The sequence below is a fragment of the Vreelandella sp. 2A-K22 genome (assembly GCF_054065485.1).
This window is the reverse complement of the sequence record NZ_JBSUGC010000001.1, coordinates 396,154-412,657: the sequence shown is the minus strand read 5'-3', so window position 1 is coordinate 412,657 and position 16,504 is coordinate 396,154. Positions and strand designations below refer to the sequence as shown.

Below are 16,504 nucleotides of genomic sequence, written 5' to 3'. Positions count from 1 at the left end.
ACAGTGCTTACCTTATAGCCCTTCCAGCAGGCGCAGAATCATCTGCGGCTGCTGGTTGGCCTGAACCAACATAGCAATGCCTGCCTGCTGCAGGATCTGGGCGCGTACAAGGTTGGAGACTTCCTTAGCATAATCGGCATCCTGAATACGCGACTGGGCAGCGGAGGTGTTAACAATACTGTTATTGAGGCCATCAATTACGCTTTCAAAACGGTTTTGCACCGCCCCCAAATAGCTACGTTGGCGATCTAACCGCTTGATCGCCTCATCCACTCTATCTATCGGTTTATCCGCCCCGCCGACATCCTCCGTCACGTCCAAGCCATCAAGACCCAACCCCTGTAAATTCATGGCTTCAAAACGAACGGCAATGGTATCACCAACGTTAGCACCCACTTGAATGTTCAGTGATTTAGAGTCGTTAAACAGTCCAATGCCATTGAAGTTACTTTTCCCGGCGATGCGCTCAATCTCTTCTAAACGTTGATCAATTTCGTCTTGGATAGAATCCAGGTCGTCGGAAGAGTTGGTGCCGTTAGCTGCTTGTACACTCAGCTCACGGATGCGCTGCAGGTTGTCGTTAATCTGATTAAGCGAGCCTTCCGCCGTCTGCACCATTGATATGCCATCATTGGTGTTGCGGATCGCCTGGGTCATGCCTTTGATTTGCGCCGTCATACGATTGGCAATCGCCTGGCCGGCAGGGTCATCCTTGGCACTATTGATGCGCAGCCCAGAAGAGAGGCGCTGCATGGCGGTCTGCATGGCCTGCTGACTGCCGCGCAGATTGTTCTGCACGGTTAGCGACATCACATTGGTATTTAGGCTGAGCAACGCACGCCTCCAGGGAAGTTAGCGCGCCCGATTGATGGCGGCTACAACGTTACTATCGGCCTAAACGCAAAAATCATGAGCACTTTTGAGGCTCAAGGCTGCGACCACTACTCGCCAGCACTTCATCAACAGGTTTTTTTACATAGTCGTGCAGGTAGTAACCGTCGTCGACCACCTCTCCATCCCAAGCCACAATGTCTAGATCCATAGTACGTGGCCCCGATTTAATCGCTCCCCGAACACGGCCCAGACGATCTTCCACCCCTTTGAGGTAAGCACGAAACGCTTCACGCTCAAGCGGTGTGCTCACCAATAGCGCGGCGTTTAGGAAGTCGGGTTGCTGCTGGTACCCCACCGGCTGGGTGCGAATCGTTTTGGAACGAGCCAACAGATTGCACTCACGGTTAATGATATCGACCGCCTGAGCCACATAGTGGTCTGGGTCGATGTTAGAACCTAAAGAGATCAAGCACTCATGGAGCGCTTCAGATTGTTTGGTAAACAACGTCGTTGGTGGCATAGCGACATCCTGTTAAAAGTGACGTCTTCTTGAATGGCCCTGTAAGCAGGACTCATCTATCAATACCTCTAAGCACGTGCCACGTGCAAGCTGTGTATAAGTTATTGACAAACGCTACACTCACGCAGAAAGTCTTCCTATACCAATAAAACAGTAGGGAACGCTTTATGCATCATCAGGCTGCTCTGGTAACCGGCGGTGCTACCCGCTTGGGCCGATTCTTCTCCGAAGCGTTGGCTGATGCCGGTTTTGATATTGCTCTACACGTTAATCGCTCCCGCAAAGAGGCCGAAGAGGTCGCCAGCGGTATCCGCGCTAAAGGGCGGGAGTGCGAAATATTTTCCTGCGATTTTTTAAACGAAGACTTAAACGACTTACTCCAGTCGGCCAAGCAGCGCTTCCCAGGGCTTAATTTGCTGCTGAACAGCGCCTCTGCCTATGAACCAGCGCCGATCTCGACGACCGAGCTGGCGATGCTGGAGACACAGTTCAGGGTCAATATGTTTACCCCGCTACTGCTCACCCGTTACTTTGCCGAAACCGTTCAAGAGGGCCAGGTGATCAATATCATCGATAATAAGGTGGCCTATCACCAGTATCCCTATGCAGCCTATTTGCTATCGAAAAAGAGCCTAGCGGAGATGACTCGTATGGCGGCACTGGAGTTCGCACCGCGCATTCGCATTAACGGCATCGCCCCTGGCGTGGTACTGCCCGCTTCCCAGCGCACTAGCGCCTATATTGAGTGGCGTATTGAAGGCATTCCGCTCAAGCGCCAGGGGCACCCCGACCACCTTGTACAAGCTCTGCACTACTTGTTGGACAACCCCTTTGTAGCGGGGCAGATTCTGTTTGTCGATGGTGGAGAGTCAATCAACCTAGAGGGGCGTCACTCGGAAAATTACTCGGCTTAAAGAACTTTACTTAAGAACTTGGCTTTAAAATTTCTTCTGCTCCAAATGCAGCGGGGCCGCCCGAAGGCGGCCCCGCTGAATGCTAAGATGAGCACCGTTTAGGTTTCATCAACATCGTCGTGGTCGGGCTTTAGATGGTCAGGTTCGCTAATCTTCTGCACGTCCTGCTGGGTGTCGCTCTTAGCAGCCGGTGTAGCCACCGCTGACTCCTCCACCTTTTTCTCTTTAGCGGTCGACTCCAATACCCGCACATGGGCAGGCGGTGGGTTGCCGTTTTTGTTATCGCCAAAGTAAAGCGTGGTGTGCGGGAAGGGTATTTCGATACCCGCCTCATCAAAGCGCAGTTTAACCAGACGATTGTAGGCACGGCCGACGGCCCACTGATCACCCGGCGTGGTTTTAATGACCACACGGATATTTACAGAGCTATCTGCCAGGGCAGTAACCCCCGCAACGGTGAGATCAGCCAGCAGCTTGTTGCCGTGCTCTTCGCTGGCTTTGAGATCCTCAAAGGCCAGTTTGAGCTGCTCAATGGCTTCGTCAATGCTCTCGTTATAGCCAATGCCGTATTCGCCCACATGGTTGCCGTACTCACGCATGTAGTTAGATACGGTATCCACACTGGAGAACGGCACGATGTGATAAGTACCGGATAGATCACGAATCCCTACAGAGCGGATACTGAGCCGCTCGGCGGTGCCCGTCACGCCGCCTACTGTCACCACGTCACCGGTGTTCATGGCATTCTCAACCTGGATAAACACCCCGGTGATAACGTCCTGCACCAGTTTCTGGGCGCCAAAACCAATCGCTAGACCAAGCACACCGGCACCGGCAATCAGTGGGCCAATATTAATGCCAATTTCCGACAGCACGATCATGCCGGTAATCGTGACCATAGCGATTGCCAGGGCATTACGAAACAGGCTGAGCAGGGTTTTTGCCCGCGCCGAGGGCTCACCGTAGCCGGTTTCCGGATTGAGCTTATGCTCGATCAGGCTTGCCAGACCCAGCCACACGGCGAGCGCCACGATCAAAATCACCGCAACACTGGTCAGGTTACCGACCAGCACGGCGCCACCTTCAGAGGCATACCAGGCAGCTAGGTCAAAGGCGCCCCAAGCGTTCAGCACCATCATGATGACCACAATCAGAATGATCGTGCGCAGCACGCGAAGCGCATTGGGCACGTAGCTGTTCAAGCGCTTTTCAAGCAGCGGTAGTTTGCGCCGCAGATCGTCCGACAGGGTAATCCGACGGCCAATGGTCTGGGTAAGAAGCGAGGAGACCAATAACCCCACAACAATGGCAGCCAGGGACTTCAAGGTGGCAAACATTACAAACGGCAGCGCATCGCCAGGGCGCGTTAACGTCAGCACAAATACGATCAAGAAATAGAACAGCGCGAACAGGTGCCAGGTACGTGCAAATAGCTGCAGAGAGACGCGGCTGGCAGTCAGCGTTGATTTTGCCGCCATCTCGTTCAGGTTATCGCGCAGACGGGCGCGGTTTCTTAGCACCACAACCACCGCATAGATAAACGCCAACAGCATAATCAGCGTACCGACCGCTTGACCCAGCGAGGCCGCCACATAGAAGTTAACCAGCGGGACTACCACCATCAGGCCATAACCGACCATGCCGATCAGCCGCGCTAACCAACGGTTCCAGTAGGAGGCTTCCTGGGCAGAGATAGGCAGTAGCCGCAGCCCTTCGTAGCGCGAAGAGAACAGCATCCGCACACCGGCTTTGAGCAGTTCAATAATCAAGAACGCATTTAAAAACAGCGAGGCACGGGTCGAGAGCTCCCCTGCTTCACCAATCGCAAAGGTGGCCAGCAGATTACCACCCACATAGGCCAAGCCGACAATCAGCACATCGATGACTGCCGCAATCGCCACGCAGAAAACCAAACGTAAAACGGGGGTTAAATTTTTACCATTCAGCGACCAGCCGCTGATTTTGGTAAACAGCGGCTTAGCCAACCGCCGAACAATCATAAACAGTGCAAAGGTGGCGACAATCACCATACCCAGATTAATCGCCGCACTGGTGAAGGCGGCCATATCAAAGACACTGTCTGCCTCTTGGCCAGAAAACAGACCGCCGACAATGCCTACCACTTGCTCGAACTGGCCCCCCACATCGCTTACCACACGACTGGTGAGCTCAGCGAGTTGGCGTGGCAGCGAGACATCCTCCGGCGCTATCTCACTGCCTTGAGCGGCCGCTTCCGGGGAGAGTTCGGTAGCAACGCCATTGGGCAGCGCTGAGGCTTGATTGCGCAACATCTCAATCAACTCTTGCCGCGACTGCTCATCCTCTAGCAGGTTCGCCAGCGCCTCATAGGACGTAGGCGCTGCTTCTTCAGAGGATGCTGCACCATCGGCGCTGGCCGACTCACTTGGCGCGCTCTGCGCCATTGCTGGCGTGGCTATTAAGGCAATCATTGCCAATAGCCAGACACCTAGCCAGGGTAATAAACGAAGTGGCTTCACACCTAAACCTCCTTTTGGGTGAGTGTTCTGTTCAATCTAACGGCTGCTTAGTTTTACGCAAGCCAATAATAGGCAGCCCAAGTTGCTTACACTCTACACTGCCAGCGCCGCTTGTGAAAAAGTTGTACAGGTTAACATGACTTGATTAATAAGGCGTTTCACTGGCAAAGCGGTAATAGCCACTGCTGTGCCAGCAGTAACACCACCGCGTAACGCACACCTTTAGCGACCACAATCCACGCTAGCGCCCGCCACCAGGGCAGCCGGAAAACGCCGGCCAGTACAGTGAGAGGGTCACCAATAATCGGTGCCCAGGAAATCAGCAGGCTTAGCTCGCCAAAGCGATGATACCAGCGCTCCGCTCGGGCTAAGCTGCGTGGCGAGGCCGGAAACCAGCGGCGATCTTGAAACTGACGCGCATAGCGGCCCATCGCCACGTTGATCATGCTGCCGAGAGTGTTGCCCGCCGTGGCCACCGCCCACAGCCCCAGAGGCGGCTCACCGAGACACCACAGCCGCGCTAACCACACTTCAGACCCACCGGGAAGCAGCGTGGCGCTGACCAGGGCGACAAAAAACAGGCTTAGCATAGACTCAGTGAGCGACGTTAACGGGGCACCTGCCCACCCAACTGCTGGGTTATCTCATCGGCCGTTTGGCGAACCAGCGCCCCCAGGGTGAGTAAGCGAGCTTCCGGGATGCGCGCCACCGGGCCAGACACTGAGATCGCCGCCAACGGCGTGCCGTGCTCATCAAACACACAGGCGGCCACGCAGTGCAGGCCAATGGCATGCTCTTCACGGTCACAGGCAAAGCCTTGGGCACGAATCTGCTCCGTTTCCATTTGAAGTGTGTCGGATTGATAGAGCGTATTGGCGGTCACTCTTGCCAACTCGCTGCCATCCAGCAATTGCGCACGTTCGTCATCGGGCATCCACGCCAGCAGTGCTTTACCTACACCAGAGGCATGCAGCGGCGCGCGGGAGCCTAGGCGGGTGATCATACGCATCATCTGCGGTGATTCATGCTGCGCTAAAAATACCGCCGTGACCCCATCGCGAATGCCCAAATTAGCGGTCTCGCCGGTCTCAGCGGTTAAACGGCGTAGAAAAGGGCGACTTGTGGCCACCACGTCGCGGGCTTCAAGAAAGCTATTGCCGATACGGAAGGTTTTGACATCGATGCGCCATAGGCCTTGCTCGTTCTCCTGGGTCACAAACCCCTGACTCTGCAAGGCTTGCAGCAAGCGGTGGGTGGTAGAGGGCGCCAACTCGGCCATTTCCGCCACATCGGAAAGGGCCAACCCAAGCGGGCTGGCCGCAAGGTACTCCAACAGCGTTAAGCCACGCACCAACGACTGGCTATGGCCTCCGCTAGCTTTGGCGGTACTCGCCGGACGACCGACCGTCCTGCGTTTGGCTTCACTCACTTGGCTTTCTCCAAATAGGCACTACTAAAAGACGCTCCCAAAAGCGCTCCTACTACTTACTAAAAGCGCCCTTGCTGACGACGGCTTCCCTGAAAATACAAAGGGTGTCAGGATAACGTGACAACATGGCAATTGTCGCGTTTACGGAAACGAATTCCATTCAGCGATGGTTCCAGCGCGGTAGCCGCTTGGCTATAAACGCATCAATCCCCTCCCCCACATCTTCGGCCAACATATTGCAGGCCATGGTTTCCCCGGCAAAGGCGTAGGCTTCGTCGAGCGGCATGCTCAACTGACGGGCAAACATGGCTTTTCCGGTGCGCACTGCAACAGCACTTTTCGCGCAGATACTGGTGGTCAGGGCTTCAGTTGCTTCGTCCAGCGCGTCATCATCTGCCACGCGGTTAATCAACCCCCACTCAGCGGCTTGATCCGCGCTTATAAACTCCCCGGTAATCAGCATCTCCATGGCGTGTTTACGCGCAACGTTGCGGGAAAGCGCTACCGCTGGAGTAGAACAAAACAGGCCAACATTGATACCGGAAACAGCAAAGCGTGCGCTGCGCGCCGCCACAGCCAGATCACAGCTCGCCACCAGTTGGCAGCCCGCAGCGGTGGCTATGCCCTGCACTTTGGCGATGACCGGCACAGGCAAGTGCACAATGGCCTGCATCACTTCGCTACAGCGGGCAAACAGCGCTTGATAGTAGGCTTTATCGGGGTTGGCACGCATCTGCTTCAGATCATGCCCGGCGCAGAAGGCTTTGCCTTCGGCGGCAAGTACCACACAGCGCACGCTGCTATCGTCGGCAATTTCGGCTAACGCGTCGAGAAGCGCTTGCAACATGGCTTCCGAGAGCGCGTTAAAGCGCTCTGGCGCGCTCATCGTCAGCGTTGTGACGCCTTGCTGGTCAAAACGTTGTAGGAGGGAGGCCGTTGTGGAAAGGTCATCAGTGGTGATGGGCATGGTGAACTCCTGAGGTTGAGTAACACTTTGCCCATCAGTCTAGCGCACAAGCTTTACGTACGTTTTTGTTTAAAAATCTTACCTACAAGTGCGCTACTTCATTTTTTCATTAGGCGGGTGTCACGGCCTAAGGGGTGCGGCTCGCCGCGCTGTTTGGCTAAATCGATTTGGCGTTGGCGCTCACGGGCCGCCGCGCGGGTCTTCTCCGGCAACGAGTCGATGCAGTGGGGGCAGCTAATCCCTGGCTCGTAAGCAGAAGACTGCATATCCTCGGCGGAGATCGGCATGCGGCAAGCGTGGCACTGCTCGAACTCGCCTTTGCTTAAGTCGTGGCGCACCGTGACCCGGTTATCGAACACAAAGCACTCACCGCGCCACAGCGACTGCTCTTCCGGGACTTTTTCCAGGTAGTTCAGCACGCCGCCTTTTAAGTGGTAGACCTCTTCAAAGCCTTCTTTAAGCATAAAGCTGGAGGCTTTTTCACAGCGGATGCCGCCGGTGCAGAACATCGCTACTTTCTTATGTTTTTCCGGGTCGTAGTGCTCGCGCACGTACTCAGGAAACTCTCGGAAAGTGGTGGTTTTAGGATCGATCGCCCGCTCGAAGCTGCCAATCGCCACTTCGTAATCATTGCGGGTATCGATCACCAGTACTTCCGGATCGGCAATGATGTCGTTCCAGTTTTCCGGCTCGACGTAAGTGCCCACGGTATCGTTAGGGTCGATATCCGGCACGCCGAGGGTGACGATTTCTTTTTTGAGTTTGACCTTGGTGCGGTAGAACGGCGTTTCGTCACAAAAAGACTCTTTGTGATCAATATCAGCCAAGCGTGGGTCAGCAGTCAGCCAAGTCAACAGTGCGTCGATACCTTCGCGGCTACCCGCCACCGTGCCGTTAATGCCCTCTTTGGCGAGCAGCAGCGTGCCCTTTACATCGTTATCGAGCATGGTTTGGCGCAGCGGTTCGCGCAGCGCTTCAAAGTCATTGAGGGTGACAAATTTGTACAGCGCAGCGACCACAATGGGCGGCGTTTGAACAGTTACTGACATGCAAAACTCCTGGTAGTCACCCTCGCAAAGGGCGGACCGGGTTAGAAGAGGCCAGGATTTTACTCGAAAGCTAACCAAAAGTTTAGCGCTGGCAATCACATTTAATACATCGATTTATTCGACAGGAACGTGCAGAAAGCTTCACCCCACGGGGCGTCAGTAAGGCGTATATTGTCATTATTCAATCTCACGCAACCTGCGGAGCACACCATGATTATTCGTCGTTCAAACGAGCGGGGCTACGCCGACCACGGCTGGCTGCGTTCTTTCCATACCTTTTCCTTTGCCAACTACGTTGACCGCAACCATATGGGGTTCCGCGCTCTGCGCGTGATCAATGAAGACCGCGTAGCGGGCGGCCATGGTTTTGGCGCCCACCCTCACCGGGATATGGAGATTATCTCCTATGTGCTTGAAGGTGAAATGGAGCACAAAGACAACATGGGCAATGGCGAGGTGATGCGCCCAGGCGATGTGCAGCGCATGTCGGCGGGCACCGGGGTACTGCACAGCGAGTTCAATCACTCCAAGGAGAATGAGCTGCACTTCCTGCAGATCTGGATTGAACCCAAGCAGCTCGGTATCAAGCCTAGCTACGAGCAGAAGGCTTTCCCTGTCGCTGAGCGTCAAGGGCAATGGCGTTTAGTGGCTTCTGAAGAAGGCCGCGACGGGTCTGTGAGCATCAACCAGGATGTGAACCTTTACGCAGGCTTGTTTAACGCTGGCGAACAGGCAACAGCGCCGCCTTCGCGCTACGCTTGGCTGCATGTAGTGAACGGCGAAATGGAGGTTAACGGTGAGACGCTGAGCGCAGGCGACGCCGCGGCGTTCCAACCGGATGAGGCGATTAACCTTACCGGCAAGGAAGCAGGCGAAGTGCTGCTGTTTGATCTTGCTTAAAGACCGAACCTACTAAACTGCCTAAACCGAAACGGCGCCTCGCAAGAGGCGCCGTTTTTACAGCCAACTTATTTAACCAATTGCGTTAGCTATTTTTTTAACCAATTGCGTTAGCTATTTTGCGCCGAGTAGAGCGCACGAATTTTCAGCGTGTGATCCACTTGCTTCAATGCTTCCAGCGCCTGGGGGCCGTAGGCTTTATCTACATCAATGACCACATAACCGACTTTTTCGTTGGTCTGCAGGTATTGACCGGAGATGTTGATGTCATTTTCAGACAGCACGCGGTTAATCTGCGACAGCACGCCCGGTACGTTATCGTGAATATGCAGCAAACGGTGCTTGTCCGGGTGAGCGGGCAGCGCCACCTCGGGGAAGTTGACCGAGGTCACGGTGGTGCCGTTATCAGAGTAAGTAATCAGCTTTTCTGACACTTCGATACCGATATTCTCCTGAGCTTCCAGGGTAGAGCCACCGATATGCGGGGTCAGAATCACATTCTCCAAGCCACGCAGCGGGCTCTCAAACTCTTCTTCGTTGCCTTTCGGCTCTACCGGAAAGACGTCAATCGCCGCGCCGTTGAGATTGCCCGCTTTAAGCGCTTCGGCAAGCGGTTCGATTTCAACGACGCTACCGCGGGAGGCATTAATAAAGATCGCACCGGGCTTCATGGCAGCGATCTCTTTTGCGCCGATCATCCAGCGGGTAGAGGCAAGGTCAGGCACGTGCAGGCTAATGACATCGGAACGACCCAGCAGCTCTTCAAGGCTTGCTACCTGGTTTGCATTACCCATACCCAGCTTGGCGATGACATCATAGTAAATGACGTTAAAGCCCAGCGATTCGGCCAGCACCGAAAGTTGCGCACCGATGCTGCCGTAGCCAACGATACCCAGCGTTTTACCGCGCGCTTCGTGGGAGTTCTTCGCTGACTTCAGCCAGCCACCCTGGTGAGCGCGGGCGTTTTTCTCTGGGATACCGCGCAGTAGCATAATCGCTTCTGCCAGCACCAGCTCGGCCACCGAACGGGTATTGGAGTACGGCGCGTTAAATACCGCGATACCGCGGGTGAGGGCAGCGGTTAAATCGACCTGATTGGTGCCGATACAGAAACAGCCAACGCCGACTAGCTTCTCTGCCGCCTCGAACACGCGCTCCGTTAACTGGGTGCGGGAACGAATACCAATGAAGTGAACATCGCGGATCTTTTCGATCAGCGCATCCTCATCAAGGGACGTCGGCAGGTGCTCAATATTGGCGTACCCTGACGTGTGAAAATTGTCCACCGCACTTTGGTGGACGCCCTCGAGTAGCAGGATCTTGATCTTGCTCTTGTCCAGGGACGTTTTGGCCATGGCTGAATCAACCTCTATGGTCGGCGGCATGCGCCGTGTATCGGTTCACGGGAGGCGCATATCGTAGCACAGCCCGCATCGTTCAGGCCGGGTGTGAATGATGAAAAGTCTGCGTGGTGACAATGAATGGATCGCAAGTCGCGCAACAAGCTGTATTGAAGAGGGCAGACGCCGCCCCCCAGCCTCGGTGTATACTGTGGGCTTATTTTAAAAATACCGGTTTACAGGCACCCCCCAATGAGTGACACGACATCACCCCCACAGGACTTTGCCGCGACGGTTGAGCAACTCGAAACCATCGTTGAACGTCTCGAGTCAGGCGAGCTCTCATTGGAAGATGCACTGACCGCGTTTGAACAGGGCGTGCGGCTGACCCGCGATGCCCAGCAGCGCCTGGATAGCGCCGAACTCAAGGTGCGGGCGCTGAGTGAAGATAGCGAAGGACGTTTAAACGTAACGCCCTTTACTGGCCCCGACGACCCTAAGGATGCGGCCGAGGATGAGAGCAAGGAGACGCCCCCATGGTAGCCATGCAGCCTAGCCAGCTTGCCACCCTGCGTCAGACCAGCAATGCCCGCGTAGATGCCACCCTAGCGGCGCTGTTTGATAACCGCCCAGCGGTAGCGCCACGCCTCGAGGCGGCAATGCGTCATGGCCTGCTGGCCGGCGGCAAACGCCTGCGACCGCTACTGGTGTATATGGCTGGTCAGGCACTCGGTGCTAAAGACGATGCTCTGGATGCCCCCGCCGCGGCCATTGAGCTAATCCACGCTTACTCGTTGATCCATGATGATCTTCCAGCCATGGATGACGACGACCTGCGTCGTGGTCAGCCCACTGTGCATAAAGCCTTTGATGAAGCGAGTGCGATTCTGGCCGGAGACGCCCTGCAGGCGCTGGCCTTCGAAGTGTTGGCCAGCAATGCGCACCCCCGGCTGAGCCATTTGGTGCACACCCTGGCCTCCGCCTCTGGCCGTGATGGCATGGTGGCGGGGCAGGCGCTGGATTTAGACGCCGTCGGCGATCACCCAGATGTCGATGCCCTGGCCCATATGCACGCCCATAAAACCGGCGCACTGATCGTCGCTGCAGTGCGTTTGGGCGGCCTGGTAGCCGTCGACGACGATGACCCGCGCTTAGACGCGCTTACTCGCTACGCCCGCGCCATTGGTCTAGCCTTTCAGATTCACGACGACATCCTAGATGTGACCGGCGATACCGTTACCCTAGGCAAAACGTCAGGCGCCGATGCCGCACGCGCCAAGCCCACCTACCCCAGCCTGCTGGGGTTAGCGGGTGCTCAACGCAAAGCGCACAGCCTGATTGACGAGGCCATTGCCGCACTCGCCCCATTAGGCGAGCGTGCTGCACCGCTGGCCGACTTAGCCCACTACATGATCGAGCGCGACCACTAAAGATGCCCATGAAGCTGTTCGACGAAATCCCCCGCGAGCGCCCAACGACGCCGCTGCTCGACTCCTTTGACCACCCCGCCGCGCTGCGGGCCATGAATGCCTCCCAGCTCGCCCAACTGGCCGACGAGCTACGCGCCTACCTGCTCTATAGCGTGGGTGTTTCCGGCGGTCACTTTGGCGCTGGGCTCGGCGTGGTCGAGCTGAGCGTTGCCCTGCACCATGTCTACCAAACGCCCCACGACCGACTAGTGTGGGACGTGGGCCATCAGGCCTACCCGCACAAGATTCTCACCGGCCGCCGCGAGGCCATGCTAAGTATTCGCCAGCACGGCGGTCTGGCAGCATTTCCACGCCGCGCCGAGTCCGAGTACGACACCTTTGGCGTCGGCCACTCCAGCACGTCGATTTCGGCGGCATTGGGTATGGCACTGGCAGCGAAGGCACAGGGCGATAAGCGTCACGTGTGCGCGATTATTGGCGACGGCGCATTGACCGCCGGCATGGCCTTTGAAGCCCTCGCCCACGCTGGCCACGTGAATGCCAATCTATTGGTAGTGCTCAACGACAACGAGATGTCGATTTCCGAGAACGTCGGCGGCATGGCGACCTACCTAGCCCGGGTGCTCTCCAGCAAGCCCTACCTGAAAATACGCGAAGAGAGTAAAAAAGTGCTTTCGCACCTGCCCGGCGCCCTGGAACTTGCCCGGCGCACTGAAGGGCACATGAAAGGCATGGTCAGCCCCGCCACGCTATTTGAAGAGATGGGTTTTAACTACGTAGGCCCCATTGATGGCCATGACCTAGACGCGTTAACCCATACGATCGAAAACCTGCGCGACCTCGACGGCCCGCAGTTTCTGCATATCAAAACGGTGAAAGGCAAAGGCTTTCTGCCCGCCGAAGCGGATCAGATTGGCTACCACGCTATTACTAAGCTGGAAAAGCCCGAAACGTTAGCCAACGCGACGACAGTCAAGAAACCGGTGGTTACCCCGCCACCCGCTAAGAAAAAATACTGCAATGTGTTCGGCGACTGGCTGTGCGATATGGCGGCAAGCGACAAGCGCCTGATGGGCATTACCCCCGCCATGCGCGAAGGCTCCGACCTGATTCGCTTCTCCAAAGAGTACCCTCAGCGCTATTTCGATGTGGCGATTGCTGAGCAGCATGCGGTAACGCTCGCGGCGGGTATGGCCTGCGAAGGCATGAAACCCGTGGTGGCGATTTACTCCACCTTTCTGCAGCGCGGTTACGACCAGTTGATTCATGACGTTGCCGTACAGAACCTGGATGTCACCTTTGCGATTGATCGCGCGGGCCTGGTGGGCGAAGACGGCCCCACGCACCACGGCAGCATGGATCTCTCCTTTCTGCGTTGCGTGCCCGGCATGGTGATTCTGGCCCCGGCGGATGAAGCCGAGTGCCGCGCCATGCTCAGTGCCGCCTATCACCACCCTGGTCCTGCTGCTGTGCGCTACCCCCGTGGCACCGGCCCAGGTGCGAAAATTCCCGCGCACCTTGAGCCACTCGCCATTGGCAAAGCGGAAGTGCGCCGCCATGCCGACAACGATGGTGTGCGTATTGCGCTGCTCGCCTTTGGCAGCCTCAACAGCGCCGCAGCGGAAGTCGCCGAACGACTCAACGCAACCCATATCAATATGCGCTCCATCAAACCGCTGGATCGCGATGCGGTGCTGCACGCAGCCGACGAGCACGAACTATTGGTGACACTGGAAGAAAATGTGGTTGCCGGTGGCGCAGGTAGCGCCGTGAATGAGCTGCTCCACGCCGAAGGCGTTCAGGTGGAAGTGCTCAATCTCGGCCTGCCGGACGCCTTTGTAGAGCACGGCACTCCCGCGCAGCTGCTTGCCGACTGTCAACTGGATATCGAAGGCATTGAGCAGGCTATTCGCGCTCGACTGCCATAAGCCATTATTTTTTAAATTACTTTGAGACTAATATGCTATTTCTAATTATTATTTTCGCCTTGATTGGCCTTGCGTTTGGAGGCCCGGTAGGGCTGCTGATTGGCGGTGGCCTGGGCTGGTGGCTAGGCAAGCGCCTTAGCCGCCGCCTGAATATCGCGCGGATGCGCATCCAGGAAGGCTTTTTGGAGTCGATTTTCTCGGTGATGGGCTGCTTATGCCAAGCCGACGGTAAAGTGACCGACGGCGAGTTGGACGTTGCCGAAAAGCTGTTTGATCAAATGCACCTCCAGGGCGAACAGCGCGCCAAGGCTCGCGCCGCCTTCGAGCGTGGCCGCGCCGATGACTTCGATCTAGACGCCGAGCTGGCCACCGTTAACCGCTTAACCCAACGCCAGCCGGTACTGCGCCAGGTATTTATCCAGGTTCAGCTTTCTGCTATCGCCGCAGATGGCGTGCTTCACCCCGCCGAGCACGAGATGATTCTACGTGTCGCCCGGGGCGTAGGCTGCAGCGACGCCGAAGTGCAGCAGATCGAAGCGATGTTGCACGGCGCGGCCGCGAACTCTCAAGGCGCCAGCGAAGAGGCTCTCAAGGACGCTTACCGCGTATTGGGGGTTTCTGATGACGCCAGCGATGCTGAAATCAAAAAAGCCTACCGCCGTCTGATGAGCCAAAACCACCCGGACAAACTGGCCGGCAAAGGCCTGCCCGAGAGCATGCGTGATATCGCACAGGCACGCACCAGCGAAATCGGCAATGCCTACGAGCGGATCCGCGAGGCAAGGGGGAACGCTTAGTCTGACCGCAATCGCCAATTTCCAAAAGCTAGTTAACGAGGCCCCACAAGGGTAACTTCGATAGCTCTAGGCCTTTGATCTTACCCTTGCGCCGTTGGCCGAACGACAATGTCTCCAATATCGACTTCGGGTGGTTGGGCAATGGCAAAAGCGATGGCCGATGCAACAGCAGCAGGGTCAATGGCTATTGACTCCATGCTGTCCGCAACCTTATTTCGAAGCTCTTGAGAAGGGATAGCGTCGCCAAAACTCGTGCGAATTATGCCGGGAGATATCCCCGTTACTCGCAGGTTGGGGCCTGCTTCTTGTCGAAGTCCCTCGTGGATAGTGCGTACGGCATTTTTTGTACCTGCGTAAATAGCCTGCCCTGGAACGATCTTTAGCCCGGCTGTTGAAATCACACTCACGAAGTGCCCCGAGGACTGCCGACGGAAAATCGGTAGTGCAGCCGCGATGCCATAGATGACTCCGCGCAAATTCACATCAATCATCGCATCCCAATCGTCAACGCGCAGTTCATCTAACATTGAGATGGGGCCGATGCCTGCGTTGGAAATGAAAACATCAAGCTGACCAAACCGCTGACAGGCAACGTCAACCAGTCTCTGCAGATCCTCGCGGACGCAGACATCCGTTATTGCGAAGGCCGCTTCGCCCCCCATCAGCGTTATCTCTTCCTCGAGGCTTTCCAGCGCTTCCCTTTTGCGAGCCCCTAGAACTAGCTTTGCCCCCACTCCAGCCAGCTTAAGTGCGGTTTCTCGGCCAATGCCGCTGCTTGCTCCCGTGATAGCGATAACCTTGCCGCTGATACCCGTCATTTCATATCCCCCTTCTCGGTCAATGAAAATATTATGGTGAGCCTCAGCTGGTTTATCTATGCTGGAAAATACAGTTTTTTATAGAGATCGTATTAATAATGAGCGATACGCTAACGGAAGTATTTTCGCTACTCGATTTGCGTAGTGCGCGATGTACCAGACTCGAAGCCGGTGGGGACTGGGCACTTCGCTTTCCTGCAAAACCTGCTCTTAAATTCGCAGCCGTTATGCGTGGAGGCTGCTGGCTGATATATCCAAACCAAGAACATATCTGGCTTGATGAAGGTGATGTATTCCTTCTTTCACACACGCCACCCTACGTTATTGCCAGTGATCCCAACCTCTTGGCCGAGGACGGAGTGGCCGTTATCGACTGGGAACATTCCGATACTGGTCATTACGGCGGCGCCGAGACAGTACTGCTTGCTGGAAGCTTTCTATTAGATGATCTACACGCGCAATTATTGATCGACACTCTACCGCCATTCATGCGAATTCCGGCTGCTGCACCATCGGCAGCCTCTTTGCGACATACTTTAGAAATCCTGGATACCGAAATCCGTCGTACCGAGATTGGTTTCGGTTTAATGCGGCGACATTTAGCTGACATGCTGCTGGTTCAACTTCTACGTGCTTTTGCAAAACGGGAATATGCTGGCACCACAGCGGAACCTGAAGATGTTTTAACCAGCTGGATTGGAGCACTGAATAACTCTCAAATTGGCGCCGCGTTAGATCTCATGCATTCTGAGCCTAGTCGCCCCTGGACAGTCGCAGACCTATCACATCGAGTCGGCATGTCGCGATCTTCGTTCTCTAATGCCTTCCGAACAGCTGTAGGAAAATCACCGATCGATTATTTGTTGCATTGGCGAATGCAGCTGGCGCAAAGATTGATTCAGGAAGGCCTAAGTATCGCAGAGGTTTCTGAAACCGTGGGTTATATGTCACAGAGTGCTTTCGGCGCCGCCTTTAAACGAACCGTTGGACACTCCCCCAAAGCCCAGTTAAAAAAACCTGTGGGCAAGGAAGAGAATCGACAGCGTCGCTAACGACCGCTAGATTAAAGAATCGTTTTTC

16 protein-coding genes are annotated in these 16,504 nt (G+C 55.8%); 7 read left to right on the top strand and 9 right to left on the bottom strand.

What is annotated here, in order from left to right:
• Positions 1 to 12: 12 nt before the first annotated feature.
• Together ACW17M_RS01940 and folK are read right to left on the bottom strand one after the other, a co-directional pair.
• Positions 13 to 834 (bottom strand): flagellin N-terminal helical domain-containing protein, encoded by an 822-nt coding sequence (locus ACW17M_RS01940; protein ID WP_457546810.1) that lies wholly within the window; start codon positions 832 to 834, stop codon positions 13 to 15.
• 73 nt (positions 835 to 907) lie between these two features.
• Positions 908 to 1,354, bottom strand: coding sequence for a 2-amino-4-hydroxy-6-hydroxymethyldihydropteridine diphosphokinase (gene folK / locus ACW17M_RS01935; protein ID WP_027957911.1), 447 nt, complete (start codon positions 1,352 to 1,354; stop codon positions 908 to 910).
• 167 nt (positions 1,355 to 1,521) lie between these two features.
• Between folK and ACW17M_RS01930 the strand changes: the two genes are divergently transcribed.
• Complete coding sequence (locus tag ACW17M_RS01930; RefSeq protein ID WP_027957912.1) at positions 1,522 to 2,268, top strand: SDR family NAD(P)-dependent oxidoreductase; 747 nt, start codon at positions 1,522 to 1,524, stop codon at positions 2,266 to 2,268.
• Between the two features lie 98 nt (positions 2,269 to 2,366).
• On the opposite strand, the gene ybiO is transcribed toward ACW17M_RS01930, so the two are convergent.
• From ybiO to trhO, 5 genes are all read right to left on the bottom strand, one after another.
• Positions 2,367 to 4,766, bottom strand: coding sequence for a mechanosensitive channel protein (gene ybiO, locus ACW17M_RS01925; protein ID WP_457546809.1), 2,400 nt, complete (start codon positions 4,764 to 4,766; stop codon positions 2,367 to 2,369).
• A gap of 158 nt (positions 4,767 to 4,924) precedes the next feature.
• Positions 4,925 to 5,356 carry a YqaA family protein gene (locus ACW17M_RS01920; protein WP_027957914.1) on the bottom strand — a complete coding sequence of 144 codons (432 nt, stop codon included), beginning with the start codon at positions 5,354 to 5,356 and terminating at the stop codon, positions 4,925 to 4,927.
• Positions 5,357 to 5,373: 17 nt separating this feature from the next.
• Positions 5,374 to 6,195, bottom strand: a complete 822-nt coding sequence (locus ACW17M_RS01915; RefSeq protein ID WP_400669581.1) for an IclR family transcriptional regulator domain-containing protein — start codon at positions 6,193 to 6,195, stop codon at positions 5,374 to 5,376.
• Positions 6,196 to 6,355: 160 nt separating this feature from the next.
• Positions 6,356 to 7,162, bottom strand: a complete 807-nt coding sequence (locus ACW17M_RS01910; RefSeq protein WP_457546808.1) for an enoyl-CoA hydratase — start codon at positions 7,160 to 7,162, stop codon at positions 6,356 to 6,358.
• A 98-nt stretch (positions 7,163 to 7,260) separates the two neighbouring features.
• Positions 7,261 to 8,211 carry an oxygen-dependent tRNA uridine(34) hydroxylase TrhO gene (gene trhO / locus ACW17M_RS01905; RefSeq protein WP_041157277.1) on the bottom strand — a complete coding sequence of 317 codons (951 nt, stop codon included), beginning with the start codon at positions 8,209 to 8,211 and terminating at the stop codon, positions 7,261 to 7,263.
• Between the two features lie 210 nt (positions 8,212 to 8,421).
• Between trhO and ACW17M_RS01900 the strand changes: the two genes are divergently transcribed.
• Positions 8,422 to 9,111: a pirin family protein gene (locus ACW17M_RS01900; RefSeq protein WP_041157278.1), complete on the top strand. Its 690-nt coding sequence runs from the start codon at positions 8,422 to 8,424 to the stop codon at positions 9,109 to 9,111.
• 110 nt (positions 9,112 to 9,221) lie between these two features.
• Here the strand turns inward: ACW17M_RS01900 and serA are convergent, their stop codons facing one another.
• Positions 9,222 to 10,466: a phosphoglycerate dehydrogenase gene (serA, locus tag ACW17M_RS01895; RefSeq protein WP_039857612.1), complete on the bottom strand. Its 1,245-nt coding sequence runs from the start codon at positions 10,464 to 10,466 to the stop codon at positions 9,222 to 9,224.
• A gap of 237 nt (positions 10,467 to 10,703) precedes the next feature.
• On the opposite strand from serA, the gene ACW17M_RS01890 reads away from it, so the two are divergent.
• Genes ACW17M_RS01890 through djlA form a run of 4 tightly spaced genes read left to right on the top strand, consistent with a single transcriptional unit; the run spans position 10,704 to position 14,606 of the window.
• Entirely contained in the window at positions 10,704 to 10,994 is a 291-nt protein-coding gene (locus ACW17M_RS01890; RefSeq protein WP_022521324.1) for an exodeoxyribonuclease VII small subunit, read from the top strand.
• On the top strand, positions 10,988 to 11,881 hold the full coding sequence (gene ispA / locus ACW17M_RS01885) for a (2E,6E)-farnesyl diphosphate synthase (protein ID WP_009286173.1): 894 nt from the start codon (positions 10,988 to 10,990) through the stop codon (positions 11,879 to 11,881). Before ACW17M_RS01890 ends, ispA begins: the two co-directional genes overlap by 7 nt.
• 2 nt (positions 11,882 to 11,883) lie before the next feature.
• A complete protein-coding gene (dxs, locus tag ACW17M_RS01880) occupies positions 11,884 to 13,809 on the top strand; it encodes a 1-deoxy-D-xylulose-5-phosphate synthase (protein WP_400669588.1) in 1,926 nt (641 codons plus the stop codon).
• A 32-nt stretch (positions 13,810 to 13,841) separates the two neighbouring features.
• Entirely contained in the window at positions 13,842 to 14,606 is a 765-nt protein-coding gene (djlA, locus tag ACW17M_RS01875) for a co-chaperone DjlA (protein WP_027957921.1), read from the top strand.
• A gap of 80 nt (positions 14,607 to 14,686) precedes the next feature.
• Here djlA and ACW17M_RS01870 read toward each other — a convergent pair whose 3' ends face one another.
• Positions 14,687 to 15,424: an SDR family oxidoreductase gene (locus tag ACW17M_RS01870; RefSeq protein WP_342584476.1), complete on the bottom strand. Its 738-nt coding sequence runs from the start codon at positions 15,422 to 15,424 to the stop codon at positions 14,687 to 14,689.
• A 98-nt stretch (positions 15,425 to 15,522) separates the two neighbouring features.
• On the opposite strand from ACW17M_RS01870, the gene ACW17M_RS01865 reads away from it, so the two are divergent.
• The gene (locus tag ACW17M_RS01865; RefSeq protein ID WP_342584477.1) at positions 15,523 to 16,476 is read left to right on the top strand and encodes an AraC family transcriptional regulator; all 954 of its coding nucleotides are present in this window, start codon (positions 15,523 to 15,525) and stop codon (positions 16,474 to 16,476) included.
• The last annotated feature ends 28 nt before the right edge of the window (positions 16,477 to 16,504 follow it).